The organism is Streptomyces sp. RG80, assembly GCF_040446465.1.
GTDB lineage: Bacteria > Actinomycetota > Actinomycetes > Streptomycetales > Streptomycetaceae > Streptomyces.
Map to the genome: position 1 here is coordinate 120857 of NZ_JBEAAJ010000013.1, position 25091 is coordinate 145947.

29 protein-coding genes and 1 riboswitch are annotated in these 25091 nt (G+C 71.5%); of the genes, 14 read left to right on the forward strand and 15 right to left on the reverse strand.

The genetic code is table 11. From position 1 onward, the window contains the following. Position 1 precedes the first annotated feature (1 nt). Both ABKA17_RS38505 and ABKA17_RS38510 read left to right on the forward strand, forming a co-directional pair. Complete coding sequence (locus ABKA17_RS38505) at positions 2-727, forward strand: lysophospholipid acyltransferase family protein (RefSeq protein ID WP_353697030.1); 726 nt, start codon at positions 2-4, stop codon at positions 725-727. Between the two features lie 74 nt (positions 728-801). Then, entirely contained in the window at positions 802-1818 is a 1017-nt protein-coding gene (locus ABKA17_RS38510; RefSeq protein WP_502994518.1) for an NAD-dependent epimerase/dehydratase family protein, read from the forward strand. Positions 1819-1863: 45 nt separating this feature from the next. Here ABKA17_RS38510 and ABKA17_RS38515 read toward each other — a convergent pair whose 3' ends face one another. The 8 genes from ABKA17_RS38515 to ABKA17_RS38550 form a co-directional block, all read right to left on the reverse strand. Continuing rightward, positions 1864-3465: an alpha/beta hydrolase gene (locus ABKA17_RS38515; RefSeq protein ID WP_353697032.1), complete on the reverse strand. Its 1602-nt coding sequence runs from the start codon at positions 3463-3465 to the stop codon at positions 1864-1866. Between the two features lie 115 nt (positions 3466-3580). Then, positions 3581-4336 (reverse strand): urease accessory protein UreD, encoded by a 756-nt coding sequence (locus ABKA17_RS38520; protein WP_353697218.1) that lies wholly within the window; start codon positions 4334-4336, stop codon positions 3581-3583. Then, entirely contained in the window at positions 4333-5010 is a 678-nt protein-coding gene (ureG, locus tag ABKA17_RS38525; protein ID WP_353697033.1) for an urease accessory protein UreG, read from the reverse strand. The genes ABKA17_RS38520 and ureG overlap by 4 nt, the downstream gene beginning before the upstream one ends. Before the next feature lie 169 nt (positions 5011-5179). Next, a complete protein-coding gene (locus tag ABKA17_RS38530; RefSeq protein WP_353697034.1) occupies positions 5180-5854 on the reverse strand; it encodes an urease accessory protein UreF in 675 nt (224 codons plus the stop codon). Further along, complete coding sequence (locus tag ABKA17_RS38535; protein WP_353697035.1) at positions 5854-7575, reverse strand: urease subunit alpha; 1722 nt, start codon at positions 7573-7575, stop codon at positions 5854-5856. The genes ABKA17_RS38530 and ABKA17_RS38535 overlap by 1 nt, the downstream gene beginning before the upstream one ends. Beyond that, entirely contained in the window at positions 7568-7879 is a 312-nt protein-coding gene (locus tag ABKA17_RS38540) for an urease subunit beta (protein WP_353697036.1), read from the reverse strand. The genes ABKA17_RS38535 and ABKA17_RS38540 overlap by 8 nt, the downstream gene beginning before the upstream one ends. An 11-nt stretch (positions 7880-7890) precedes the next feature. Further along, a complete protein-coding gene (locus ABKA17_RS38545; protein WP_010988499.1) occupies positions 7891-8193 on the reverse strand; it encodes an urease subunit gamma in 303 nt (100 codons plus the stop codon). 111 nt (positions 8194-8304) lie between these two features. Continuing rightward, positions 8305-8952, reverse strand: coding sequence for a TetR/AcrR family transcriptional regulator (locus ABKA17_RS38550; protein ID WP_353697037.1), 648 nt, complete (start codon positions 8950-8952; stop codon positions 8305-8307). Positions 8953-9068: 116 nt separating this feature from the next. Here ABKA17_RS38550 and ABKA17_RS38555 point away from each other — a divergent pair, with 116 nt between their 5' ends. Further along, on the forward strand, positions 9069-10070 hold the full coding sequence (locus ABKA17_RS38555; RefSeq protein ID WP_353697038.1) for an ABC transporter permease: 1002 nt from the start codon (positions 9069-9071) through the stop codon (positions 10068-10070). Between the two features lie 89 nt (positions 10071-10159). Here the strand turns inward: ABKA17_RS38555 and ABKA17_RS38560 are convergent, their stop codons facing one another. Then, positions 10160-10456 carry a type II toxin-antitoxin system Phd/YefM family antitoxin gene (locus tag ABKA17_RS38560; protein WP_353697039.1) on the reverse strand — a complete coding sequence of 99 codons (297 nt, stop codon included), beginning with the start codon at positions 10454-10456 and terminating at the stop codon, positions 10160-10162. Positions 10457-10519: 63 nt separating this feature from the next. Between ABKA17_RS38560 and ABKA17_RS38565 the strand changes: the two genes are divergently transcribed. The 3 genes from ABKA17_RS38565 to ABKA17_RS38575 all read left to right on the forward strand — a co-directional run bounded on the left by ABKA17_RS38565 (position 10520) and on the right by ABKA17_RS38575 (position 12498). Then, positions 10520-11155, forward strand: a complete 636-nt coding sequence (locus ABKA17_RS38565; RefSeq protein WP_353697040.1) for an ATP-dependent Clp protease proteolytic subunit — start codon at positions 10520-10522, stop codon at positions 11153-11155. Between the two features lie 7 nt (positions 11156-11162). Beyond that, positions 11163-11471: a hypothetical protein gene (locus ABKA17_RS38570; protein WP_353697041.1), complete on the forward strand. Its 309-nt coding sequence runs from the start codon at positions 11163-11165 to the stop codon at positions 11469-11471. 354 nt (positions 11472-11825) lie between these two features. Further along, positions 11826-12021: riboswitch (cyclic di-AMP (ydaO/yuaA leader) on the forward strand. 3 nt (positions 12022-12024) lie between these two features. Then, entirely contained in the window at positions 12025-12498 is a 474-nt protein-coding gene (locus ABKA17_RS38575) for a C40 family peptidase (protein WP_353697042.1), read from the forward strand. 98 nt (positions 12499-12596) lie between these two features. Here the strand turns inward: ABKA17_RS38575 and ABKA17_RS38580 are convergent, their stop codons facing one another. Continuing rightward, positions 12597-13055, reverse strand: a complete 459-nt coding sequence (locus tag ABKA17_RS38580; protein ID WP_353697043.1) for an ATP-binding protein — start codon at positions 13053-13055, stop codon at positions 12597-12599. Positions 13056-13267: 212 nt separating this feature from the next. On the opposite strand from ABKA17_RS38580, the gene ABKA17_RS38585 reads away from it, so the two are divergent. Together ABKA17_RS38585 and ABKA17_RS38590 are read left to right on the forward strand one after the other, a co-directional pair. Further along, entirely contained in the window at positions 13268-14137 is an 870-nt protein-coding gene (locus ABKA17_RS38585) for a helix-turn-helix domain-containing protein (RefSeq protein ID WP_353697044.1), read from the forward strand. A gap of 9 nt (positions 14138-14146) precedes the next feature. After that, the gene (locus ABKA17_RS38590; protein ID WP_353697045.1) at positions 14147-14368 is read left to right on the forward strand and encodes a DUF397 domain-containing protein; all 222 of its coding nucleotides are present in this window, start codon (positions 14147-14149) and stop codon (positions 14366-14368) included. Positions 14369-14404: 36 nt separating this feature from the next. Here the strand turns inward: ABKA17_RS38590 and ABKA17_RS38595 are convergent, their stop codons facing one another. Next, positions 14405-15532, reverse strand: coding sequence for an 8-amino-7-oxononanoate synthase (locus ABKA17_RS38595; RefSeq protein WP_353697046.1), 1128 nt, complete (start codon positions 15530-15532; stop codon positions 14405-14407). 147 nt (positions 15533-15679) lie between these two features. Here ABKA17_RS38595 and bioB point away from each other — a divergent pair, with 147 nt between their 5' ends. From bioB to bioD, 3 genes are read left to right on the forward strand one after another with little or no spacing between them, the layout of a single operon-like run. Next, positions 15680-16891: a biotin synthase BioB gene (gene bioB, locus ABKA17_RS38600; protein WP_353697047.1), complete on the forward strand. Its 1212-nt coding sequence runs from the start codon at positions 15680-15682 to the stop codon at positions 16889-16891. Next, positions 16884-18164: an adenosylmethionine--8-amino-7-oxononanoate transaminase gene (locus tag ABKA17_RS38605; RefSeq protein ID WP_353697048.1), complete on the forward strand. Its 1281-nt coding sequence runs from the start codon at positions 16884-16886 to the stop codon at positions 18162-18164. Before bioB ends, ABKA17_RS38605 begins: the two co-directional genes overlap by 8 nt. Position 18165: 1 nt before the next feature. Next, the gene (gene bioD / locus ABKA17_RS38610) at positions 18166-18882 is read left to right on the forward strand and encodes a dethiobiotin synthase (RefSeq protein ID WP_353697049.1); all 717 of its coding nucleotides are present in this window, start codon (positions 18166-18168) and stop codon (positions 18880-18882) included. Here bioD and ABKA17_RS38615 read toward each other — a convergent pair whose 3' ends face one another. Both ABKA17_RS38615 and ABKA17_RS38620 read right to left on the reverse strand, forming a co-directional pair. After that, on the reverse strand, positions 18883-19347 hold the full coding sequence (locus ABKA17_RS38615; protein ID WP_353697050.1) for a DUF7919 family protein: 465 nt from the start codon (positions 19345-19347) through the stop codon (positions 18883-18885). 10 nt (positions 19348-19357) lie between these two features. Beyond that, the gene (locus ABKA17_RS38620) at positions 19358-21877 is read right to left on the reverse strand and encodes a helix-turn-helix transcriptional regulator (protein WP_353697051.1); all 2520 of its coding nucleotides are present in this window, start codon (positions 21875-21877) and stop codon (positions 19358-19360) included. A 115-nt stretch (positions 21878-21992) separates the two neighbouring features. Here ABKA17_RS38620 and ABKA17_RS38625 point away from each other — a divergent pair, with 115 nt between their 5' ends. Together ABKA17_RS38625 and ABKA17_RS38630 are read left to right on the forward strand one after the other, a co-directional pair. Beyond that, positions 21993-22679: an esterase/lipase family protein gene (locus tag ABKA17_RS38625; RefSeq protein WP_353697052.1), complete on the forward strand. Its 687-nt coding sequence runs from the start codon at positions 21993-21995 to the stop codon at positions 22677-22679. A 73-nt stretch (positions 22680-22752) separates the two neighbouring features. Further along, entirely contained in the window at positions 22753-23436 is a 684-nt protein-coding gene (locus ABKA17_RS38630; protein WP_353697053.1) for a class I SAM-dependent methyltransferase, read from the forward strand. Here the strand turns inward: ABKA17_RS38630 and ABKA17_RS38635 are convergent, their stop codons facing one another. Continuing rightward, positions 23437-23811, reverse strand: a complete 375-nt coding sequence (locus ABKA17_RS38635) for a fic family toxin-antitoxin system, toxin component (RefSeq protein ID WP_353697054.1) — start codon at positions 23809-23811, stop codon at positions 23437-23439. It lies immediately after the preceding gene. A 4-nt stretch (positions 23812-23815) separates the two neighbouring features. Then, positions 23816-24043, reverse strand: coding sequence for an antitoxin (locus ABKA17_RS38640; protein ID WP_186282588.1), 228 nt, complete (start codon positions 24041-24043; stop codon positions 23816-23818). Positions 24044-24247: 204 nt separating this feature from the next. Here ABKA17_RS38640 and ABKA17_RS38645 point away from each other — a divergent pair, with 204 nt between their 5' ends. Next, entirely contained in the window at positions 24248-25090 is an 843-nt protein-coding gene (locus ABKA17_RS38645) for an ABC transporter ATP-binding protein (RefSeq protein ID WP_353697055.1), read from the forward strand. Position 25091 lies beyond the last annotated feature (1 nt).

Consider the following 25091-nt stretch of genomic DNA (forward strand, 5'->3'; position numbering starts at 1 on the left):
CTTGTTCTACTACCTGCTGAAATACGTGTTGTTGGGACCGCTGCTGAGACTGGTCTTCCGCCCCCGGATCGAGGGGCTGGAGAACGTACCGGCGACCGGCGCGGCCATCGTCGCCGGCAACCACCTGTCCTTCTCGGACCACTTTTTGATGCCGGCGATCCTCAAGCGGCGCATCACCTTCCTCGCGAAGAAGGAGTACTTCACGGGCCCCGGCGTGAAGGGCCGGCTCACCGCGTTCTTCTTCCGCAGCGCCGGACAGATCCCGGTCGACCGCACCGGCAAGGAGGCCGGCCAGGCCGCCATCCGCGAGGGCCTCGGGGTGCTGAGCAAGGACGAACTGCTCGGCATCTACCCCGAGGGCACCCGCTCCCACGACGGACGGCTCTACAAGGGCAAGGTCGGCGTCGCGGTGATGGCACTGAAGGCCGGCGTGCCCGTCATCCCCTGCGCGATGATCGGCACCTTCGAGGCCCAGCCCCCGGGCAAGGTCATCCCCAACATCCACCCCGTGACCATCCGCTTCGGCGAACCCCTCGACTTCTCCCGCTACGAAGGCATGGAGAACGAGAAGGCGATCCTGCGCGCCATCACCGACGAGATCATCTACGCCATCCTCAACCTCTCCGGGCAGGAGTACGTCGACGAGTACGCGGCCGTCGCCAAGGCCGCGGAGGCCGCCGAGCGCTCCGAGAAGGACCGCCGGTTCCCCCGGATGCCGCTGCGCTGACCTCTGCTGTCGGCAGAAGGCCCTGGGGCAGGGGGACTTGACCGTCGTACCGTCGCCGTATGACTCGACGAGCTGTGGTGATCGGAGCGACCGGGCAGATCGGCCGGGCGGCGGTGGGTGCGCTCGCCCGGGACGGGTGGGAGGTGTCCGCCGTCTCCCGGGGCGGCGGACGGGACGAGGGCTGGCCCGAGGACGTGCGGGTCGTCCGGGCGGACCGGGAGGACGACGCCGCGCTGGCGACCGCGGTGGGCGACGGCTGCGAGGTCGTGGTGGACGTGGTCGCCTACGGGGCGGGCCACGCACGGCAGTTGACCTCGCTCGCCGACCGGGTCGGGTCCGCCGTGGTGATCTCCAGCGTCTCGGTGTACGAGGACGACAAGGGACGTAACTTCGACACCCAGGACGACCCGGACGGCTTCCCCGAGTACCCGGTGCCGATCACCGAGGACCAGCGGACCGTCCCGCCGGGTGAGGGGACGTACAGCACCCGCAAGGCCGCGCTGGAGCGCGAACTGCTCGCGGCCGGGGAGCGGTTGCCCACCACGCTGCTGCGGGCCGGAGCCATCCACGGGGCGCACTGCCGGACCCCGCGCGAGCTCTACTTCGTCAAGCGGAACCTGGACGGGCGCACCCGGCGCGTCCTGGCCTACGGCGGTGAGAGCCGGTTCCATCCGGCGAGCGTCCACAACATCGCCGAGCTGATCCGGCTGGCCGCCGCGCGGCCGGGCTCCAGGGTGCTCAACGCCGTGGACCCGGACGCGCCGACGGTAGCGGAGATCGCCCGGGCGATCGACGCGGTGATGGGTGTGGAGCGGGAGGACGTGCTGGTCGACGGGCCGCCGCCGGCACCCACGGTCGGCGCCACCCCGTGGTCGGTGCCCGTGCCCGTGGTGTGCGACATGACCGCCGCCGAACGGGAGTTGGGCTACCGGGCGGTGGGCGGGTACGCGGACTCGCTGCCCGGGACCGTCGCCTGGATCGAGACACACCTGGCCGGGCGGGACTGGCGGGAGGCCTACCCGGACATGCTGCGGTCGTACGGCGACCTCTTCGACTACGCGGCGGAGGACGCCTGGTTCGGGAGCCTTTGAGCGGAAGAATAGGGGCGGCCCGAGCACGGGCCGCCCCCTCGGGTGTTACGGCTTCGGCGTCGCGTGCGGGGCGCACGTGACGTCGGCGGCGTCCAGCTTGCCGCTGAGCAGGTAGGCGTCCACCCGCTCGTTGATGCACGGGTTGACCAGGCTGGTCACACCGTGGGAGCCCGCGTTCTTCTCGGTGATCAGACGGGAGCCCTTGAACCGCTGGTGCAGCTCGACGGCACCGGCGTACGGCGTCGCCGCGTCACGCTCGGACTGGACGATCAGCACACCGGGCAGACCCTTGCCGGTCCGGACGTCCACCGGCGTCTGCTGCTTGACCGGCCAGGTCGCACAGGGCAGGTTCATCCAGGCGTTGGCCCAGGTGAGGAACGGGTAGTCCTTGTGCAGCCGGGTGTTGTCGCGGTCCCACTTCTTCCAGCTGGTGGGCCACTTGGCGTCCGTGCACTCGACGGCCGTGTAGACCGCGTTGCCGTTCTCGGAGGTCGCGTTGCCCGCCGTGTCGGACAGGTCGGGCGCGGCCGCGTCGACGAGCGCCTGGGTGTCACCGGCGAAGTACTTGCTGAACACGGTGGCGACCGGGATCCACGAGGAGTCGTAGTACGGCGCGCCCTGGAAGAAGCCGATCAGCTCGGCCGGACCGACGACCCCGCCGATGGGGTTCTTCTTGGCGGTGGCGCGCAGTTCGAGCCACTTGGCCTGCACCGCGGCACGGGTGGTGCCGAGGTGGAAGACGGCGTCGTTGGCGGCGACCCAGTCCTGCCAGTCCTTCCAGCGCATCTCGAAGGCGACGTCCTGGTCGAGGTTGGCCTCGTACCAGATCTTCTCCCTCGAGGGGTTGACGACGCTGTCGACGACCATGCGGCGGACGTGCTTCGGGAACAGCGTGCCGTAGACGGCGCCCAGGTAGGTGCCGTAGGAGACGCCGAGGTAGTTGAGCTTCTTCTCGCCGAGCGCGGCCCGGATGACGTCCAGGTCCCGTGCGGTGTTCGGCGTGGTCATGTGCGGCAGCATCTCGCCGCTGCGCTCGGCACAGCCCTCGGCGTACTCACGGGCCAGCTTGCGCTGGGCCTTCTTGTCGGCCTCGGAGTCGGGCACCGGGTCCGCCTTGGGTGCCTTCACGAACTCCTGCGGGTCCATGCAGGAGATGGGCGCCGACTTGCCGACGCCTCGCGGGTCGAAGCCCACGAAGTCGTACGCCTTGGAGGTGTTGACCCACACGGGGGCCTTGGTGGTGACCCGGCGCGGGAAGCGCAGGCCGGAGCCGCCCGGACCGCCCGGGTTGTAGATGAGCGCGCCCTGCCGCTCGGACTTGGTGCCGGTGTTGCCGATGCGGTCGACGGCGAGCTTGATCTGCTTGCCGTAGGGCTTGGCGTAGTCCATCGGGACGGTGACCCAGCCGCACTGGATGGGCTTCTCCAGGCCCCAATCGGCGGGACAGTCCTGCCAGTCGATCCCGGCCTTCTCGGCACGGGCCGCGGCGATGGCGGCGCCGCGGGCCTCTCGGTCCTGGCCGTGTCGGCTGTCCGCACTCGCGCTCGCGGTGGGCGCCACGACGGCCCCGGCTATCAGGGTCGCCGTGACCAGCACTCCGGCCGAGCCGAATGCCGCGGCCCGCCCTGTCGATCTAAGGTGCCTCAACTGCGACCTCCCCATACGTCGTTGATGACACGGGGATCCTCGCGGCTGTGGGTTGCCTGAGAACAGGGGTGGCAGCCTCTTCTTTACCAATCCGATAAACGGAGCGGGGTGTTCGCTACCCGAGCGAGGCCAGAGCCTCGTCCAGAAGCCTCCGCAGCTTCAGCGCGTCCGGCGCCACCGCGCTCACCAATACGGCGGGCCCGGCGAGCGGCACGACCACGGCACCGTCTCCGAGCACCCGCGCGGCGACCGGCTGCGTAGCGAACTCCGGCCGTACGACGATGAGTTGCCCCACGGCTCGATGCCCGCCCAGCACGGCGGGACCGTCCCAGCCGCCGGGCGCCCCCGGCCCGCAGGCCAGCTCCTGATCCAGCAGGGTACGCCCGGCCACGCGCAGAGTGAGACGGCTGCTGAGCCTGCCGGGTTGCTCGGCGACCCGCCCGAGCACCTGCTCCTCACGCAGCACGAGCCGCCCGGACGCCGCCACGTCGGCCCGCGTGCTGACGTACAGCTCGCTGCCCTGCGCGCAGATCAACTGCTCGGGCAGCCAGTGCAGTTCCGCCCCGTCGGCGACGGTGAGCCGTACGTCGTAGCGGGCCTCCCCCTTCGCCTGTCCCGGCAGCGCGATGGTGGCGGCGGCCGACCCGACCCGCAGTCGGGCCCCGTCCGCCACATCGGCCTCGACGGTGAAGTGGTCCCCGCCGAGCGGCCCGCTCATCGCACCGACGAGCATGACCCGCGCTTCGCCGGCACTCCCCCGGGTCCGCCGCAACGCCAGCGGCCCGTCGCCCTCCAGCACCGGCAGCGACGTACCGCCACGTCCGTCGTCCCGCGCCCCGATCCGCGCGGTGGCCTTCACCCCCGCTGTCATGCCGTCCACGCGGCCAGCTGGGCCCGCACCCACGCGGCGACGTCCGCCACGCCCGCCTCGCTCCTGAGCGACTGGAAGACGACCGGCAGCTCGGCCCGCTGCGCCTTGGCGTCCGCCGCCATCCGCGCGAGGTCGGAGCCGACGTAGGGGGCGAGGTCGGTCTTGTTCACGATGAGGAGGTCGGCGGTGGTCACGCCGGGACCGCCCTTGCGCGGGATGTCGTCCCCGCCGGCGACGTCGATCACGAAGATCTGCGCGTCGACGAGCCCCCTGGAGAAGGTCGCGGTCAGGTTGTCCCCACCGCTCTCCACCAGCACGAGATCCAGCGGCCCGATCTCGTCCTCCAGGTCCTCCACCGCTTCGAGGTTCGCCGAGATGTCGTCCCGGATCGCCGTGTGCGGACAGGCCCCCGTCTCCACGGCCGTGATCCGCTCGGGCGGCAGCACGGCCTCCCGCAGCAGGAACTCCGCGTCCTCGCGGGTGTAGATGTCATTGGTGACCACCGCGAGGGACAACTCGTCACGCAGGGCACGGCAGAGCGCGGCGACGGTGGCGGTCTTGCCCGAGCCCACGGGCCCGCCGAGCCCGATCCGCAGGGCACGGCGAGATCCGTCGGGCCGGTGCGCGTCGGCGCTGAGGGCGGCGGGGCCGTCGTGGTGATGGTCGAGGTGCATGTGCGGCTCCTGGTGGTGGGGGTCGGGTGCGGGTGCGTGTCTCAGCCCGTCCGGCGTTTGAGGACGAGGCCCTTCGGGCCGATCGGGGTCTGGGGCGGAGCCCCAGCGGGGTCGAAGGGGCGGAGCCCCTGGGGATGGGAACGGGTAAGGGCGGCGGGGGCGAGGAAACTCACGACGCGAACAGCCGCACGGCCCAAGCCGCATGCAACTCCGCAGAGATCTCCAGCAACGGAGAGGAAGCCGCGGGCAGTGCATCGACCCCCTCGTCGACCACTCTCCGCCCCGCCTCCACCGCCCGATCCGCGACGCGATCCAGCTCCGGCGCCAACCGCGCCAGCACCCCCGTCGCATCGAACGGATCCAGACTCAGCAACCGCACCGTCGCCGAAGCCGGCCCACTCACACTCTCGTACGCGGAGCAGTACGCGGCATCGACCGCGTCGAGGCCCGCCGCCCGGGCAGCGACGCCCAACACCACCGGCTGATGGGCCCCCTTGGGGAACTCCCGCGCCAGAGCGTCGAGTTCCGCCGAGGGCCAGGTGGCCCGCGCCGCCCGCATCAACTGGCGGCCGAGCTTCCGTGCAGCGACCCGCAAGGCAGGGGACGGTGTCCGGGCGTCCGCCGCCGCGTCCAACTCCCCGGGATCGACCCCGAGTACGGCCGCCGCGGCCAGCGAGGCGGAGACCAGCCCCGCCGTGTGCAACCGGCCCCGGCAGAAGTCCTCCAGGCTCGCCGCCCCCGTGATCCGCCCGGCCTTGACGGCCGCCTCGGCCCCGCCGGAGTGCGCGTGCCCCCCGGCGGGAAACCGGCCGTCGGCCAGAACGAGTAGCGCTCCCCTGGACATCAGAACAGGAAGTAACGCTGGGCCATGGGCAGTTCGGCGGCGGGCGTGGCCTCGACCAGCTCTCCGTCGATGTGCACGGCGAAGCTGTCGGGGTCGACCTGCACCCGGGGCCGCGCGTCGTTCTCGCGCATGTCCGCCTTGGTGACACCGCGGGTCGACTCGATCGCCACGAACCGCTTGCCGAGCTGGAGCCGCTCCGGCAGCCCGTCCTCGATGGCCAGCGGGGCCACGAAGTTGAAGGAGTTCGAGGCCGGCGCCCGTCCGATCGCGCCGTACATCGGGCGCGGCAGGATCGGCTGCGGGGTCGGGATGGAGGCGTTGGCGTCGCCCATCTGCGCGTAGGCGATCTGGCCGCCCTTGACGACGAGATGCGGCTTGACCCCGAAGAACGCGGGCTCCCACAGGACCAGGTCGGCGAGCTTGCCGGTCTCGACCGAGCCGATCTCGCGGGCGAGGCCCTGGGCGACCGCCGGGTTGATCGTGTACTTGGCGACGTAGCGCCGCACCCGGTGGTTGTCGGCCCGTCCGTCCCCGGGCAGGGCGCCCCGCCGCCGCTTCATGACGTGGGCGGTCTGCCAGGTCCGCATGATGACCTCGCCGACCCGGCCCATGGCCTGGGCGTCGGAGGAGATGATCGAGATGGCGCCGAGGTCGTGGAGGATGTCCTCCGCGCCGATCGTCGAGGGACGGATGCGGGACTCGGCGAAGGCCAGGTCCTCCGGCACCGCCGGGTTGAGGTGGTGGCACACCATCAGCATGTCGAGGTGTTCCTCGGCGGTGTTGACGGTGAAGGGCCGCGTCGGGTTCGTCGAACTGGGCAGCACGTGCGGCTCGGAGACCACGGTCATGATGTCGGGCGCGTGCCCACCGCCCGCACCCTCGGTGTGGTACGCGTGGATGCCGCGGCCGCCGATCGCGGCGAGCGTGTCCCCGACGAACCCGGCCTCGTTCAGGGTGTCCGTGTGGATGGCGACCTGGATGCCGGTCTGGTCCGCCACCGTGAGGGAGGCGTCGATGACCGCCGGGGTCGAGCCCCAGTCCTCGTGCAGCTTCAGCCCCAGGGCGCCGCCCCGGATCTGGGACAGCATCGCCTCGTGCGAGACGGTGTTGCCCTTGCCGAGGAAGCCGATGTTGAGCGGGTACTGCTCCATCGCCTCCAGCATCCGGGCGAGGTGCCAGGGGCCCGGCGTCACAGTCGTGGCCTTGGAGCCCTCGGCCGGTCCGGTGCCGCCGCCGACCAGGGTCGTGACACCGCTGGACAGGGCCTCGTCGGCGATCTGCGGGCAGATGAAGTGGACGTGCGCGTCGACCGCGCCGGCCGTCAGGATCCGCCCGTTGCCCGCGATGACCTCGGTCTCGGGGCCGATGACGAGGTCCGGGTGGACACCGTCCATCGTGTCGGGGTTGCCTGCCTTGCCGATGCCGGTGATCCGCCCGTCGCGGATGCCGACGTCGGCCTTGACGATCCCCCAGTGGTCGATGATCACCGCGCCCGTGATGACGGTGTCCGGGGTGCCGTCTGCGCGCGTAGCACGCGACTGCCCCATGGACTCGCGGATCACCTTGCCGCCGCCGAACACCGCCTCGTCACCGGCGAGTCCGGGGCCGCCGGAACGGTCCTCCTCGATCTCGACGATCAGGTCGGTGTCGGCGAGCCGGATGCGGTCGCCGGTGGTCGGGCCGAACAGGTCGGCGTACGCGGCACGCGAGATCTCAGGCATCGAGGGCACCTCCGGTCTCCCCGCGCAGTCCGGGCACGATCCGGGCGCCGGTGAGCGGGACGAGTTCGACGTCGACGGGGATCCCGGGTTCGAAGCGGACGGCGGTGCCGGCGGCGACGTTGAGGCGCTTGCCGCGCGCGGCGGCGCGGTCGAACTCCAGGCCGGGGTTGGCCTCGGCGAAGTGGTAGTGGGAGCCGACCTGGACGGGCCGGTCGGCGGCGTTGAGGACGGTCAGCCGGGTGACCTCACGGCCCTCGTTGTAGACGACCGATCCTTCGGCGAACAGGATCTCTCCGGGAATCACGGCGGCCCCCGTCAGACGATCGGGTCGTGGACGGTGACGAGCTTGGTGCCGTCCGGGAAGGTCGCCTCGACCTGGACGTCGTGGATCATCTCGGGGATGCCCTCCATGACGTCGTCCCGGGTCAGCAGCTTGCGCCCGGAGGACATCAGCTCCGCGACCGTACGGCCGTCACGGGCGCCTTCGAGGATGTGCGACGTGATGAGGGCGACCGCCTCCGGGTGGTTGAGCTTGAGCCCACGGGCCCGGCGCTTCTCGGCCACGTCGGCCGCCACGTGGATGAGCAGCCTCTCTTGCTCGTGCGGGGTCAGTTGCACGTCCCACCTCACAGTCCTCGCTCCGGACCGTGCGGGGTCCGGTTGCCTCAGCCGCCGGGCAAAGTCCCTGGTGGCGTGGCGGCAGGCTAGTTGGACCGCATTTCAAGCAAGTTAACCGAGCTGTGATCCTCCGGTCGCGGCGGGCACGTCCGTCATGCCCATCAGTGCGCGCAGTCCGTCCCCGAGGACCTCGGCCGGAGCGGGCCCGAAGAGGGACTGCTGGGCGAGGAAGCCCATCGCGCCGGCGATCATCGTGCGGGCCACATGGTCGGGGTCCACGTCGGACCGCATCATCCCGGCGTCCTGGTATCCCTGGACGATCCGTGACCACGCCCCGCGCACCCCGGCGTAGCCCTCGTGCAGGACGACCGCCAGCTCCTTGTTGCGCAGGGTCTCCGCCCACACCTGGATGACCAGCCGCGGGAACGCCGGCTCGCCGTCGACGGTCAGGTTCGCCCGGGCGGCGAGGGTCCGGCCGAGGACCTGGGTGATGAGGACGTCCGGCGCCGGCGGCGGACTGAGGTGCACCGCCTCCTCGAAGGCCCCCCGGACCGAGCCGAGCACCTCGCCGACGACCGCGGCGATCAACTCCTCCTTGCCGCTGAAGTAGCGGTACACGGCCCCCGCCGACAGGTCGACCTCCTTCAGCACGTCCTGCATGGACGTGGCGTGGAAGCCGTTGCGGGCGAAGCAGATCGCGGCGCCGTCGAGGATCTGCCGGCGGCGGGCGTCGAGGTGTTCCTGGGATACGCGGGCCATGACCCCCAACTTAAAACGAACGTTCCTTCTTGACAAGAGTCGCGGATCGCAGGACGGTGGTGTCGCATCTAAAACGAACGATCCTTCTTTTTGGATTCCGCTCGGAGGGAACCACCATGTCCACCGCACCCGCCGGGACCGCCCGTCGCATGATCGCGGTCGCCGTCCTCGTCCCGGTCATCGCGGCACTCGCGCTCTGGGCCTTCGCCTGGCCCGCCGCCCGCACCGCGCCCCGGGACCTGCCGCTCGGCGTGGCCGGACCCGCCGCCGCGACCGCCCAGGTGGAGGCACGACTGGCTCAGCACGAGGGCGCGTTCGAGATCCACCACTATCCGGACGAGGCCGCGGCCCGGGACGCCATCGAGGACCGGACCGTATACGGGGCGGTCGTCGTGACCGCGGGTGGTCCGAAGCTGCTGACCGCGTCGGCGGCGAGCCCGGTCGTCGCCCAGCTGCTCCAGCAGGCGGTGGCCCAACCGGCGGCCGCCGAGGGCGCACAGGTCAGGATCGTCGACGTCGTGGCCACCCCGGCGGCGGACCCGCGCGGTGCCGCCCTCAACGCCAGCGTGCTGCCGCTGGCCCTGGCCGGCATGGCGGCCGGTGCCGTGGTGACCTTCACCGGGCTGCGCGGGACCCGTGCCGTGGCCGTCCTGGTGGGCGCCGCCGCACTGGTCGGCGCGGTCGGCGCGGGTGTCGCCGACAGCTGGCTGGGGGCGCTCACGGGCGACTGGTGGGCGGAGGCGGGGGCGCTCGGACTGACGGTCCTGGCCGTGAGCGGCGCGGTCGCCGGGCTCGCCGCACTGCTCGGCACCGCCGGGGTGGGCATCGTCGCGGGCGTGGTGATGCTGTTCGGCAACCCGTGGTCCGGGGCGGCCTCGGCACCCGAGATGCTGCCCGACCCGGTCGGCGTGATCGGCCAGTGGCTGCCGCCGGGCGCGAGCGCGACCCTGACCCGCTCGGTCGCCTACTTCGACGGCGCGGCCGCGACCGGCCCCGCCCTGACGCTGGCCTGGTGGGCGGCGCTCGGCCTGGGCGCCGTACTGCTCGGAAGCGCGCTCAAGGACCGGAAGAAGAGCGTCGAGCCCGCGATCGAGCGGGAGCTCGCACCCGTCGGCTGACGGACCGCCACGCAACCACGACCGTGCACCCTCACCGGTGCACGGTCGTTCTGTGTCCCAGCCCCAAGAATCTCAGAGTCCCGAAAGCCTCAGGAGGCGCCCGGCGCCCGATGGTGCGCCGTGATGCCGAAGCGCTGCTGTTCGCGTGGAGCGGACGCGACCTCGCGGACGGCGGAGACCGCGGTGATCACCTGCTCCTCGGCGAGCTCGGCCGGACCGGCGGGCTCCGCGAGCTTCTCCAGTCGTTCCAGGTCGGCCGCGGAGACAAGGGCGACGAGGGGCTTGCCGTGACGGGTCACGACGACGCGCTCACCGCCGTACACCACCCGGTTGATCAGGTCGGCGAGCTCAGCCCTGGCTTGCGTCACCGGAATCTCGTAGGCCATACCCCCATCATAACGTCACGTACGTCCTGTACATTTTTTACAGACGTCGAAGGAGGGGTACCCATGACCCGACCGTCCGCCCGCCATGTCCTGCCCGAGTTCACGGAACGCACGAGTGCCGGCCAGAAGACGATGGACCCGTACTCCAAGCTGCTGGAGGAGCGGATCGTCTTCCTCGGGACGCCGGTCGACGACATCTCGGCGAACGACGTGATGGCCCAGTTCATGCACCTCGAGTACCAGGACCCGGACCGGGACATCTCCCTCTACATCAACTCCCCCGGCGGCTCGTTCAGCGCGATGTCGGCGATCTACGACACGATGCGCTTCGTCAGCTGCGACGTGGAGACGATCTGCCTGGGGCAGGCCGGCTCCTCGGCCGCGGTGCTGCTCGCGGCGGGCACCCCGGGCAAGCGGTTCGCGCTGCCGGGCGCCCGCATGGTGATCCATCAGCCCTCGCTGCCGCAGCCGGTGGAGGGACAGGCCGGCGATCTGGCCATCCAGGCCGAGGAGTTGGGCCGCGTCCGCGCCCGCCTGGAGGAGATGCTCGTCACGCACACCGGGCGCACCCACGAGCAAGTCACCGCGGACATCGAGCGGGACAAGATCCTGGACGCGCAAGAGGCCCTGGAGTACGGCCTGGTGGACCGGATCATCCCCAGCCGCAAGGCGTCCCGCACCGCGCCCGGCGCCCGGTGAGCGAGCGATGCTGCCACCGGAGCTCCCTCCGCTGCCCGCTCTGACCCGCGCCGAGGGCGAGTTGATCGACCGTTACCTCGACGTGGTCGATCTGCTCGGTCGTATCAACCCGGCGCACCACGGGGACACCTACCGCGGACTGCGGGCGGCTCAGGCGCTGGTGGCGAAGGCCGCCGAGCTGCGGGACGCGCTGGCGACCATGCATCAGCGCGGCGAGACCGAGCTGCACGCCCCGACCCTGGCGCGGGCGCTTCGAGTGCTCGACGGCGAGCGGCGCACGGGCCGGGTCACCCTGCCGCCCGACTCCGACAGTTGACGTGCCGGTGGCCGCTCCGGCGCACCCGACCGCGTGGCGATGCGTCCGGACAGGCCTTCAAACGGACCAAATGACGTACCCCCGTTTGGAGTAGACACGTCTCCTTTGACAGGGCCGTAAAGGTTGCGCAACGCGCGTAGCCCGAGTCCGGAATGAGTACCTCCGGTGCTGGTCCGGGGGTCCCCAACCCCCTCGACGGTCCCTCGAACAGTCGAGTGTCCACCCGAACGGGTGAGTGGTGAGTAACACCACAAATCCCCGATTCCATTGGGTTTTTCGGCGTGGAGTGCGTGAAGATCCCTGTCTGACGACAAGACCCCGCCGCAGCGGCGGGGCGATCCGGGCGGACGCCGAGTCCTGCCGCCGCCCGGATGACCGGTCGACAGGAGTGGATCGGCAGGAGTGGAGGACCCAAGCACGACGGGTCGCCGGAACAGCCGTCAACGGCCGTTCCGAGCAGCCCTTGGGGTGAAGCCGCAGTACGCGGCCGGGCAACTTCGCCAGCCCGAATCCGACAGGTCATCCTTCACAGGCGGCTGACGAAGGGTTGCGCATGTCTGCGCTCAATCGTGTCCCGTCGCTCATGGTCCGGGCCGGTACGGCCTCGGCTCTCACCATCGCCGCAGTGGGCGGCTCGATCGTGGTCCCGGGCATCGCGTCCGACGCCGAGGCCGCGGCACCAGCGACGAAGGCACTCCAGGTCGCGGCCTCCAAAAAAGGCTCCCCGTACAAGTGGGGCGCCTCGGGACCGCACCGGTTCGACTGCTCCGGGCTCACGCTGTACTCGTACAAGAAGGCGGGCAAGAGCCTGCCCCGTACGGCGGCCCAGCAGTACAACAAGACCCGCCACATCTCCGCGGGGAACCGCAAGGCCGGAGACCTCGTGTTCTTCCACTCCGGCTCCAGCGTGTACCACGTCGGCATCTATGCCGGGAAGGGGAAGATCTGGCACTCCCCGAAGAGCGGGGAGGTCGTGAAGCTGCAGAAGATCTGGACCAAGAGCGTCTGGTACGGCCGGGTCAAGTGACCTGCCTCGTACGGGTGGCGGCGACCTGACCCGCCGTCACCCTCGCGGGGCCGGCAGTGACCCCTGAAAGGCGCCTCCGAGTTCCGGGGGCGCCTTTTCTACGGCTCCTGCTGTCCCGCCGCGGAGACCGGCTCGGCCGGCACCGTCCACGGGAGTTCGATGGAGACGGTCTTGCCGCCCTCCCGGGTCGGCCGGACTCTCAGCTTGCCGCCGCACTCCGCGGTCAGCCAGCGGATGATCACCATGCCGCGGCCGTTGTCCTGCTGAACCGCGGCCGGCAGCCGCTTGGGGAAGCGGGGGTGGCTGTCGGTGACCCCGATGCGCAGTTGTTCGTCACGGTCGAGCTGGATGTCCACCGTGAAGGTGGGTGACTGCCCGAAGGTGTGCTGTACGGCGTTGGTGGCGAGTTCGGAGACGATGAGCCGGATGGTGTCGGCCACCTCCGTGTCCGCCGGCAGACCCCATTCCACCAGGGTGCCGATGACGTATGTGCGGGCCGCGGAGACCGAGGCGGGATCGCTCGGCAGAGTGACGGATGCTTCCAGATGGTCTGCCATGGCGACGCCGTCCTTTTCCCACGGGACCGCAGTCCGACACGGAGCGGCTGGTTCGAGTACGGTCCCGGACTGGTGCTTCTTCGCCAGACTGCCATTACCGGGCCGGTCACGGTGCCGATCCACCAAGATATGCATATATCTGTCGCTCGAAGCGGTGAACTCTCCGACGGAAGACCGTATTTGGGCGGCCCGGAAGGAGTAAGGAGTAGCCCATGCAGCACGGTCCCGCGGTACGCCGCCGGAAACTGGGCGCCGAACTGCGTGCGTTGCGCACGAGTGCGGGGCTCACCAGTGGTGAGGCGGCCCGGCTGGTGGGCTGGCACCAGTCGAAGGTGAGCCGGATCGAGACCGGCGCGAGCGGCGTCAAACCGGCCGATGTGCGGTTACTGCTGGACGCCTACGAGGTGCACGACACCCAACTGCGGGAGTTGCTGCTGGTGTTGGCGGGCTCCGACGAGGGTGGTGGACGGCACCACTGGTGGCACCAGTACCGCGGGGTACTGCCACCGACGTACCGCGATTTCATCAGTCTGGAGTCACAGGCCGACGCGATGCGCACGCTCGAGACCTCCGTGGTGCCCGGGTTGTTGCAGACACCCGAGTACGCGCGCGCGGTGACCCGGGCCGCCGTGGGCGGACTCGATGCGGACCTGGACGAACGGCTCGACGCGCTCGTCGAGGTGCGGCTGGCCAGACAGGACGTACTGCGCGCCCAGCCTCCGCTGGAGCTCAGCGCGGTGCTGGACGAGGCGGTGCTGCGCCGGGCCATCGGCGGGCCCGACGTCATGGCAAGGCAGCTGCAAAGGCTCGCGGAGGCGGCCCGGTTGCCCCAAGTCAGGATTCAGGTGCTGCCGTTCGCCGCGGGAGCGCACATCGGCATCACCGGGCCTTTCGTAATCTTCTCTTTTTCGAGCACATCTGATCTGGACGTGGTTGTTCTCGACCACTTGACGAGTAGCCTCTACCTCGAGCGGAAAGAAGACCTCCAGGCCTATACCGAGGCCTTCAACGCCCTTCAGATCCACGCCCTTTCGCCCGAGGACTCGTTGGATTACATCGCCGGGATAGGTGACGGCGCGTAAGGAGGCACCATGTCCGCAATGCCTCGGAACGTACCCATCAGTACAGATCTGCACGGTGTGCGATGGCTGCGCAGCAGCTACAGCACAGGAGCCAACAACTGTGTCGAGACGGCTCGGCCGCACACCGGTCCAGGGACCGGCCTGCTCGCCGTGCGCGACTCCAAGAACCCGTCCGGACCCGCGCTGCTCTTCTCCCCCGGGAGCTGGGCGGAGTTCACGGCCGCGTTCTGACCCCTTCCGTCCGGTACACGGCCGTGTCACGCCGACTCATGGTCGTGTCTCACCGATCACACGTACAGCGCGTTCGATCTGCGCCTCGGAGAGATCCGCACGGGCGGTCAGCCTGAGCCGTGAGATGCCGTCGGGCACGGAAGGAGGACGGAAGCAGCCCACGGCCAGGCCCTCGGCACGGCAGTCCGCCGCCCACCGCACGGCCTGATCCGGGGACGGCGCGCGCACGGAGACGACCGCGGCGTCGGGGCGTACCGCCTCGTGACCCGCGGCGGTCAGCCGTGCGTGCAGTTCGGCGGCCACCTCACGGGCTCGCGCCGCGCGCTCCGGCTCGCGGCGCAGCAACCGCAGGGCCGCGAGGGCCGCGCCCGCCGCGGCGGGGGCGAGCCCCGTGTCGAAGATGAAGGTCCGGGCCGCGTTGACGAGGTGGTCGATCACCCGGGTGGGGCCGAGCACGGCGCCGCCCTGGCTGCCGAGCGACTTGGACAGCGTGACCGTCACGACGACGTCGTCGGCGCCCGCGAGTCCCGCCGCGTGCGGGGCACCGCGGCCGCCGTCGCCGAGCACACCGAGGCCGTGGGCGTCGTCGACGAGCAGTCCCGCGCCGTGCTCCCGGCACGCTCCGGCGAGCGCGGCCAGCGGGGCGGCGTCGCCGTCGACCGAGAAGACCGTGTCGGAGACGACGACCGCGGGGCCCTCGTGCGTCTGGAGCGCCTTGCGCACGGCGTCCGGGTCGGCGTGCCCGACGACCTGGGTGGTGCCGCGGGCCAGCCGGCAGCCGTCGATCAGCGAGGCGTGGTTGCCGGCGTCGGAGACGATCAGTGAGCCGTGCGGGGCCAGTGCGGTCACCGCGGCGAGGTTGGCCGCGTAGCCGGAGGAGAAGACGAGGGCCGCCTCGTACCCGCAGTATTCGGCCAGCTCGCGTTCCAGTTCGGAGTGGAGCTCGGTCGTACCGGTGACGAGTCGGGATCCGGTGGAGCCTCCGCCCCAGGTCCGGGCGGCTCGCGCGGCACCTTCGGTGACCTCCGGATGGCGGGCAAGACCGAGGTAGTCGTTGCTCGCCAGGTCCAGCAGCGGGGAGTCGGCGGGGCGGGGGCGCAGGGTGCGTACGAGTCCGGCGCGGCGGCGCAGCCGCGCCTGCTCGTCGATCCAGCCGAACGCCATGGGTCCTCCGGAGGTTTTGTAGGCAGCGAACAGACACTAGTGGGACAAGCAGCCCCCCACTGTGTGGCAATACCCACACAGCGAATGGCCGCTGTTGTACGAACTCTCCTTGGCCCGAGACGGCTCCTTAGGACAGGATCAGTTTTCATGGACCTGCTGAACACGCTGGTGGACAAGGGGCTTCGGCGCGAGCTGCCGACCCGCGAGGAAGCACTCGCCGTCCTCGCCACCTCCGACGACGACCTGCTCGATGTGGTGGCCGCGGCCGGAAAGGTGCGCCGGCACTGGTTCGGCCGACGGGTGAAACTGAATTACCTCGTCAACCTCAAGTCCGGCTTGTGCCCCGAGGACTGCTCCTACTGCTCGCAGCGCCTCGGCTCGACGGCCGGGATCCTGAAGTACACCTGGCTGAAGCCCGACGAGGCCTCCAAGGCCGCCGCGGCCGGGCTCGCGGGCGGCGCCAAGCGGGTCTGTCTGGTGGCGAGCGGCCGCGGGCCGACGGACCGGGACGTGGACCGGGTCTCCGACACCATCAAGGCGATCAAGGACCAGAACGAGGCCGTCGAGGTCTGCGCCTGCCTGGGCCTGCTCTCCGACGGCCAGGCCGAGCGGCTGCGCGAGGCGGGCGCCGACGCCTACAACCACAACCTCAACACGTCCGAGGCGACGTACGGCGAGATCACGACGACGCACACGTACGCCGACCGCGTGGACACCGTGCAGAAGGCGCACGCGGCCGGTCTGTCGGCGTGCTCGGGTCTCATCGCGGGCATGGGCGAGTCGGACGAGGACCTGATCGACGTGGTCTTCTCGCTGCGCGAGCTGGACCCGGACTCGGTGCCGGTCAACTTCCTGATCCCGTTCGAGGGCACCCCGCTGGCCAAGGAGTGGAACCTCACCCCGCAGCGCTGTCTGCGCATCCTGGCGATGGTCCGGTTCGTGTGCCCGGACGTCGAGGTGCGGATCGCGGGTGGCCGCGAGGTCCATCTGCGCACGATGCAGCCGCTGGCCCTGAACCTCGCCAACTCGATCTTCCTGGGCGACTACCTCACCAGCGAGGGCCAGGCCGGCAAGGCCGACCTGGAGATGATCGCGGACGCCGGCTTCGAGGTGGAGGGCGCGGGCGAGGTCACGCTGCCCGAGCACCGGGCCGATGTGGCCGCCGCCGCGGGCGGGTGCGGTTCGCACGAGAGCGCGGGCTGCGGATCGCACGAGGGCGGCGGGTGCGGCTCCCACGAGAGCGCCGGCTGCGGGTCCGTCTGCGGCTCGGCTCCCGAGCCGCAGGTGAACGAGGCCCGTCCGGATCTGGTCGCGGTACGCCGCCGTGGTGCCGGTACGGATCTCGCGCCCAATGCCTGATCTGCCCGTCGCCGAGCTGCTGGAGCTCGACCGGCGGCATGTGTGGCATCCGTACGGTCCGATGCCCGGGCGCGTCGAGCCGCTCGTCGTGGAGTCGGCGAGCGGGGTGCGGCTCCGGATGGCCGACGGCTCGGGCGAGCTCGTCGACGGCATGTCGTCCTGGTGGTCGGCGATCCACGGCTACAACCACCCGGTGCTGAACGAGGCCGCGCGCGAGCAGCTCGGGCGGATGAGTCATGTGATGTTCGGCGGGCTCACCCACGAGCCCGCCGTACGGCTGGCGAAGCTCCTTGTCGACATCTCGCCCGACGGCCTGGAGCATGTCTTCCTCGCCGACTCCGGGTCGGTGTCGGTCGAGGTCGCGGTGAAGATGTGCCTCCAGTACTGGCGTTCCCTCGGGCGCCCCGGGAAGCAGCGGCTGCTGACCTGGCGCGGCGGCTACCACGGCGACACCTGGCAGCCGATGTCGGTGTGCGATCCCGAGGGCGGGATGCACGAACTGTGGACCGGGGTGCTCCAGCGCCAGGTCTTCGTCGGGCCCCCGCCGGTCGAGTACGAGGAGTCGTACGCCGAGGAGCTGCGCTCGGCGATCGCGCGGCACGCCGACGAGCTGGCCGCGGTGATCGTGGAGCCGGTGGTGCAGGGTGCGGGCGGGATGCGGTTCCACTCCCCCGCGTATCTGAGGGTGCTGCGCGAGGCATGCGACGCACATGACGTGCTGCTGGTGTTCGACGAGATCGCGACCGGCTTCGGACGCACCGGCGCGCTGTTCGCGGCGGACCACGCGGCGGTGACACCGGATGTGATGTGCGTGGGCAAGGCGCTGACCGGCGGCTATCTGACACTGGCGGCGACGCTGTGCACGTCGAAGGTGGCCGACGGCATCTCCCGGGGCGAGGTCCCGGTGCTCGCGCACGGACCGACGTTCATGGGCAACCCGCTCGCCTCGGCGGTGGCCTGCGCCTCGATCGAGCTGCTGCTCGGCCAGGACTGGCTCGCCGAGGTCAAGCGGATCGAGGGGGGCCTGCGCGAGGGGCTGGCCCCGGCGCGGGACATCCCGGGCGTGAAGGACGTCCGCGTCCTCGGCGCCATCGGGGTCGTCCAGCTGGACCACGAGGTCGACATGAAGGCGGCCACGGAGGCGGCCGTGCGCGAGGGTGTGTGGCTGCGGCCGTTCCGCGACCTGGTCTACACGATGCCGCCGTTCGTCACGGGCGACGCGGACGTGGCACGGATCGCGCGCGCGGTGTGCGCCGCGGCTCGGGAGGGTTGAGATGGCTGTACTGGTGATCACGGGCACCGGCACCGAGGTCGGCAAGACGATCGCCACCGCCTCGGTCGCCGCCGCGGCGGTCGCGGCGGGCCGGTCGGTGGCCGTGCTCAAGGCGGCGCAGACCGGCGTACGTCCGGGCGAGCCGGGGGACGCGCAGGAGGTGGCGCGGCTGGCGGGCGCGGTGACGACCGCCGAGGTCGCCCGCTACCCCGAGCCACTGGCCCCGGCCACGGCGGCCCGGCGGGCCGGACGCGCTGCGGTGCGACCCCGGGACGTCGCCGAGGCGGCCGCCAAGCTGGCCGCCGAGCACGACCTGGTACTGGTGGAGGGGGCCGGCGGACTGCTCGTACGGTTCGACGAGGCGGGCGGCACGCTCGCGGACGCCGCGCAACTGCTGGGCGCGCCGGTGCTGTTGGTGGCGTCGGCGGGGCTTGGCACGCTGAACACGACGGAGCTGACGGCGCGTGAACTCCGGGCCCGGGAGGTGGAGTTGCTCGGTGTCGTGATCGGCAGCTGGCCCGATTCACCGGATCTGGCGTCGCGTTGCAATCTGGCGGACCTGCCGGTGGTCGCGGGAGCTCCGCTGCTCGGGGCGCTGCCCGCGGGCGCCGGAGGGCTCGTCCCGACCGACTTCCGTGCGGCGGCGCCGGGTTGGCTGGCCCCGCGGTTGCACGGGACGTGGGACGCGGAGGCGTTCCGGGGCCGGGAGGCCGGCTGACTAGACGCGCCGGGCGTCGCCGGGGATCCAGGGAAACGGCACCTCGGCGGCCGCCCAGGCGTCGAGGTCCACGGCCATGACGGCGTCGACGAAGGCCTGCGGCGGACTGTAGGCGTGCGCGCCGATGTAGTGGCCGATCAGGAAGGGCGCGGCGAAGGCGGCTCCGGGTTCCCCCGGGATCCGGATCTCGCCGTTGCCCGTCGGCCCCTCACCCCATGGGCACAGGTCGCAGACGTGGAAGCCCCGGCACACGTTCATCCACTGGACGGCCTGCACTGCTGCCAACTTCTCGACGAAAGCCTCGGGGACAGGGCCGGTCGGATACGGCTGCCCGGCCTCCAGCCAGCCGACGTTCTGCCGCGCGTAGTCGGGACGGAAGCTGACGTACTCGACGTGCTCGCCCGCCCTCCTGCGAAAGGCGTCCGCGTCGAAGTAGTCGTAGGCCGTCAGATCCTCGTAGTGCATCGGCGCATCATCACACTCCCTCCCCCTCCCCGAGCAACCGCACCAGCTCGATCCGCGAGCGGATCCCCAACCGCGTGAACACGCCCCGCAGATGGTGGTCGATGGTGCGTGGGCTCAGGGCGAGGCGGGTGGCGATCTCGCGGTTGGTCGCGCCGTCGGCGGCCATGCGGGCGACCATCAGCTGCTGGGCCGTGAGGCGGACGGTGGGGTCCTCGGCGGCGCCCCGGGCGGGGGTCGCGGGGGCTCCGAGGGCGCGGAGTTCGGTGCGGGCCTGGGCGGCGCAGTGCGGGGCGCCGAAGTGCTCGAAGGCCTCCAGGGCACTGTGCAGCCGGTCGCGGGCCTCGGTGCGGTGCCGCAGCCGGCGCAGCGCGCTGCCGAACAGCAGCTCCGTGCGGGCGCGTTCGAAGTCACGGGTGCCGCGGGCGTGCAGGTCGAGTGCGGTGCGGTAGTGCTCGATGGCCTCGGCGCCGGGGGCGAGCAGGGCCCGGCAGCGGGCGCTGAGCGCCAGGTCGTCGGGGCTGCGGACGACGCTCGCCCAGCGGTCGTAGTCGGCGTGCGCGACCCGGGCGACCCGGGTGTCGTCGGTGCGGACGGCCGCCTCGACGTAGTGCGGGGTGGCCAGATGGCGGATTGCCCGGTGGCCGTGGCCCGGGCCGAAGCCGGCGAGGGCGCGCAGCCGGGCCGCCGCGGCGGCGAACCTGCCGCTGCTGAGGTCGAGATAGGCGAGCGCCCACTGGGCGAGGGCGGCGGGCAGGCCGAGGCCCCGGGCGAGGGCGTACGACCGTGCGGTGGCGGCGCGTTCCCGGCAGACGTCCGCGTCGCCGGTGAGGGCCGCGAACATGGCGAGGGCGGCCTGGAGATGGCAGGCGCCGTTGTCCTGGCCGGTGACGTGCGCCTGCCACAGGGCGTCCGTGGCGGCGGCCTCCCCGGTGCGGGGGCGTCCGGTCCAGAAGTCGGCGTAGGCGCGGAACTCCATCGCCTGCGCCACGGTGACCGTCTCGCCGCGCATCCGGGCGGAGGCGGCCGCGCGTACGGTCGCGGCGGTGGCGCGGGTGTGGTCGCCCAGCAGCAGCGCGGCTATGCCCGCGTGGACGAGGAGGGTGGGGTCGCCGCCGGGCCCGCACCGGCCGGCCGCCGCCGCGAGGAGGTCCCGGGCGTCCTCGTACCGCCCCTCGAACGCCGCCGCGAGCCCGCCGAGCGTGCCCGGCGGCACGATCCCCATCCGCCGGGCCACCCTCGCCGCCTCCCGGCAGCGGCGCAGGTCGCCGGTGTAGATGGCGGCCTCGGTGGCGCGGGCGAGGAGATGGAGGGCAGGGTCGGGCATGTCGAGGACCGCGGTGAGGGGGCGTGGCGGGAGGGGGACCGGGGATTCCGGGAGGACGGACAGCGGCAGGGGTGCCGTACGCACGGCCGGCTCGCGGCCCGGGCTCGGGACGGACGCCTCGAAGCCGCCGACCGCGGCACGGCCCTCTTCCGGCAACCGCCCCGCTTCGGGTGACCGACTCCCGTCCGACGACCAGCCCTCTTCCGACGACCGGCCCCCTTCCTGCGCCCGGCCCCCTCCCGACAACCGGCCCCCTTCCCGCGACCGGCCCCCTTCCGGTGACCGGCTGTCTGTCAGCGACCGGCCCTCCACCTCCCCCTGCACACCCGCGTCCTCCTCCGTCACCACGGCCGTCAGCAGGGCGTCGAACGCCTCCGCCGAGTTGCCCGCGCGCAGCGCGAGCACGCCGGTCAGTGCGTCGTCGTCGGTGAGTGCGACGAGCCGGCGGGCCCGGTCGCCTTCCCCTGCCTGCCAGGCGTAGACCGCGGCTCCGGCCAGCAGGCGGTCGCGGCCGGGCCGGTCGGGGCAGAGCGCGGCCGCTCGTTCGGCGAGGGCGCGTGCGAGGTGCGGGAAGCCTCCGTCCCGGGACCGGGCGGCGGCCGCGCCGAGTTCCGCGGCCAGCCGGGCGCTCGGGCCGAGCGCTCCCGCGCCGCGGTGCCAGGAGCGCAGAGACGTTTCGCCGTCGGTGCGCAGGACCCGGGCCAGCAAGCGGTGCACATCCCGGCGGTCCGCGGGCGAGCCCGTCTCGTACGCGGCGATCCTCGTCCAGGTGTCCCGGAAGACGACCCCGGCCGCCGTGGCGTACGCGATGCCGGCCGCCTCCGCGGCCTCCAGGGGCCGGGTGTCGAGCCGGGCGGCGGCGACCGCGCGCAGGAAGGCGTGGGTGGCGACCGGGTACTGGTCGGCCGCGGCCAGGAGCAGCAGCAGCCGGGTGTCGTCGGGGAGCTTCCTGACCTCCGCGCGGTGGGCCCGCAGCAACGCCGGGGCCAGTTCCGCCGGTTCGGTCGGCAGCGGGTCCAGGCCCGCCGACTGACGTGGGCCGAGCAGCCGTACGGCCTCGGCGGCGGCGCGCGGATCGCCGTACACCGCATGGAGCAGCCGCACCCGGACGCCTTCGGGGAGCCCGGAGGCCAGGTCCTGCCACGTCTCCGCGCGTCGCGGTGACGAAGTGCCCTCTAGGGGCGGTGGGGTTACAGGAGTCAGCACGCCTTCGACGTTACTGGCGAGTTAATTGACACGTAAAGACCGGCGATTTCGCCGATGCGGCGCGCGTAGATCCCGCTTGACACTCCTGACAACCCCACCCGTATCAGGAGGCATCATGCAGCGCCCCCAGCGTCGCATCTCAGCGGCCGTGTCGGCCGTCGTCTCGTCGCTCCTTCTGGCACTCTCCCTGTCCGCGACCCCCGCTCAGGCCGCGACCCACAATCCGATCGTCTTCGTCCACGGCTTGAGCAGTTCGGCCGACAGCTGGGACGACTGGATCGCGGACTTCAAGGCCGACGGCTACTCGTCCTCCGAGCTGTTCGCGTGGTCGTACGACTGGACGCAGTCGAACGTCACCACCGCCCAGCAGCTGTCCACCAAGATCCAGAGCGTGCTCTCCCAGACCGGCGCCTCCAAGGTCGACCTCGTCGTGCACTCCATGGGCGCGCTCAACTCCCGCTACTACCTGAAGAACCTCGGCGGGACGGCGTACGTGGACGACTTCGTGTCGACCGCGGGCGTCAACCACGGCACGACGACCGCTTCCTGGTGTTCGTGGCTGTACACGTCATGTGCCCAGATGTACACGGGCAGTTCGTTCCTCACCTCGCTCAACTCCGGTGACGAGACACCGGGCAGCGTCTCGTACGCCAGCTACTGGTCGAACTGCGACGACGCGCTCACCCCGGACACCACCGCGATCCTCAGCGGTGCGACCAACGTCGAGGTCGGATGCATCTCGCACACCGACATGAACAACGACCACGGCGTGTACGAGCAGGTCCGCGACTTCGTCGCGTAGCGCGCGAGCGGGGGTGCGCGGGACGTATCCGGGGGAGAATCACAGTGGACCCCGTCCCGTCCGGGAGGTCGTCATGCCGCTACGGTCCGCCGGTTCCGGCAAGCTGCCGCACGATCCCGTGCACCACCCGCTCTTCGCCCGCTGTTACGCCCGTGTCAGCGTCGCCGCCGAGACCCGCGCCGGCATGGCCGACGTGCGGGAACGACTGCTCGCCGGACTGTCCGGGCGGGTCATCGAGATCGGCGCGGGCAACGGGCTGAACTTCGCCCACTATCCGGGCACCGTCTCGGAGGTCGTGGCGATCGAACCGGAAAGCACGCTGCGCAGGCTGGCGGTGGACGCCGCCCTGCGTTCCGGAGTGCCCGTCGACGTCGTACCGGGTGCGGCGGAGGCGCTGCCGGTCAAGAGCGAGGCCTTCGACGCCGTCGTGGTCTCGCTGGTGCTGTGCAGCGTGCGGGACCTGCCACGTGCCCTGGCGGAGATACGGCGGGTGCTGCGGCCGGGGGGTGTCGTGCGGTTCTTCGAGCACGGCCGGGGCGGCGGGCAGGCGATGCGTCTCACCCAGCGCACCCTGGACCGGACCGTGTGGCCGCCCCTGAGCGGTGGCTGCCACCTGTCCCGCGATCCGATCGCGGCCCTGCGGGAAGCCGGCTTCGAACTCGGCCCCTACCGGCAGGTGTTGATGCCGGAGAAGGGGCCGAAGCTGCCCTCCTCCTACTGCGTGCTGGGCACCGCGTGGCGCCCCGCCGAGAGCTGATCACAGGCTCCACTGGCGCAGTTCCCGCGCGATGTCGTGCACGGACGCCTCACCGCCCTTGACCAGCCGGGCCAGGTCGCGGACCTGCTCGGGCGAGGTGACGACCTTCAGACCGCTGGCCGCCAGATAGGCGTAGGCGACGGCGGAGGCGAACAGGGCGTTGGAGCGCTCCAGGGCCGGTACGTGGATCAGGAGTTGGAGCAGGGCCGCGGCGCGGGCGTGCGGGCTGTCGTAGACCGGGACGTCGAATATCTCGGCCTCGTGGCGCGCGACGGCGGCGACGAGGGCGCCCCAGTCGCTGACCTGGGGGTCTCCCGGGGTGTGGTGTTCGGCGAGCATGAGGAGCCAGGCGAGGTCGATCCGGAGTTCGCTCAAGGGATCAGCGGCGACCTTCGCGCTCCGCGCCGAACTCCTCGGCGAAGACACTCTCGTACTGCTTCATGAAGTCGGCGGCGGCCTCCACGAAGGTGTGGCCGACCTCCCCGGTGTCCTGTCTGACCAGCTCTTCGATGTAGCGGTTGACGCTCATCCCGCGGGCCAGGGCGCGCTCCCGAGCGGCGCGGGCGGTGCCCTCGTCCACTCGTACGTTCAGCTGGGTCTTCGCCATACTTCGACGCTAGCGCCGAACCGCTAGCAGAGGCAAGGGCGCCGGGAGTCCACCCACAGGTGGAAAGTGCCCCTTACATCGATATCAGGGACCCGACCTGGGACGGAGGCCGACCGGGACCACAGGGGGATTTCGGGTGTGGGGTGGATCACACTACCCTCGGCGGGGACCAGCGAGTCAGTCGGGAGCCACGAGGAGGCGGCCTTGTCCACACCTGCTGCGGAGCACGCCCCGGGCCATGCGTCGGCCGACGGGATCGCGGCCCGCGCCCACGGTCTGACCAAGGCATACGGCTCGGGCGAGACGACCGTGCTCGCCCTGGACTCGGTGGACGTGGCGATCGCGCGCGGCCGGTTCACCGCGGTCATGGGGCCCTCGGGCTCCGGGAAGTCCACGCTGATGCACTGTCTGGCCGGGCTCGACACCGTGTCGGCCGGGCAGGTCTGGCTCGGCGACACCGAGATCACGGGGCTCAAGGAGCGCGAGCTGACACGGCTGCGCCGGGACCGGATCGGGTTCATGTTCCAGTCGTTCAACCTGATCCCGACCCTGAACGCGGCCGAGAACATCACCCTGCCCATGGACATCGCGGGGAAGAAGCCGGACGAGAAGTGGCTGGACCAGGTCATCGACACCCTGGGCCTGCGGGACCGGCTCAAGCACCGGCCGTCCCAGCTCTCCGGCGGCCAGCAGCAGCGCGTGGCCTGTGCCCGGGCGCTGGCCTCCCGGCCCGAGCTGATCTTCGCCGACGAGCCGACCGGCAACCTGGACTCACGGGCCGGTCTGGAGGTCCTCGGCTTCCTGCGGGAGGCCGTCGACGAGCTGGGCCAGACCGTCGTCATGGTCACCCACGACCCGGGCGCCGCCGCCCACTCCGACCTGGTGCTCTTCCTCGGGGACGGACGGATCGTGGACGAGATGGAACGACCCACGGCGGAGGCGGTGCTGGAACGCATGAAGCGGTTCGACGTACATCGCGGGCAGTCCGAGCAGAGCCCGCCACCGGGGACCGCGACCGCGGACGCCCCTTCCCTCGACAAGGACTGAG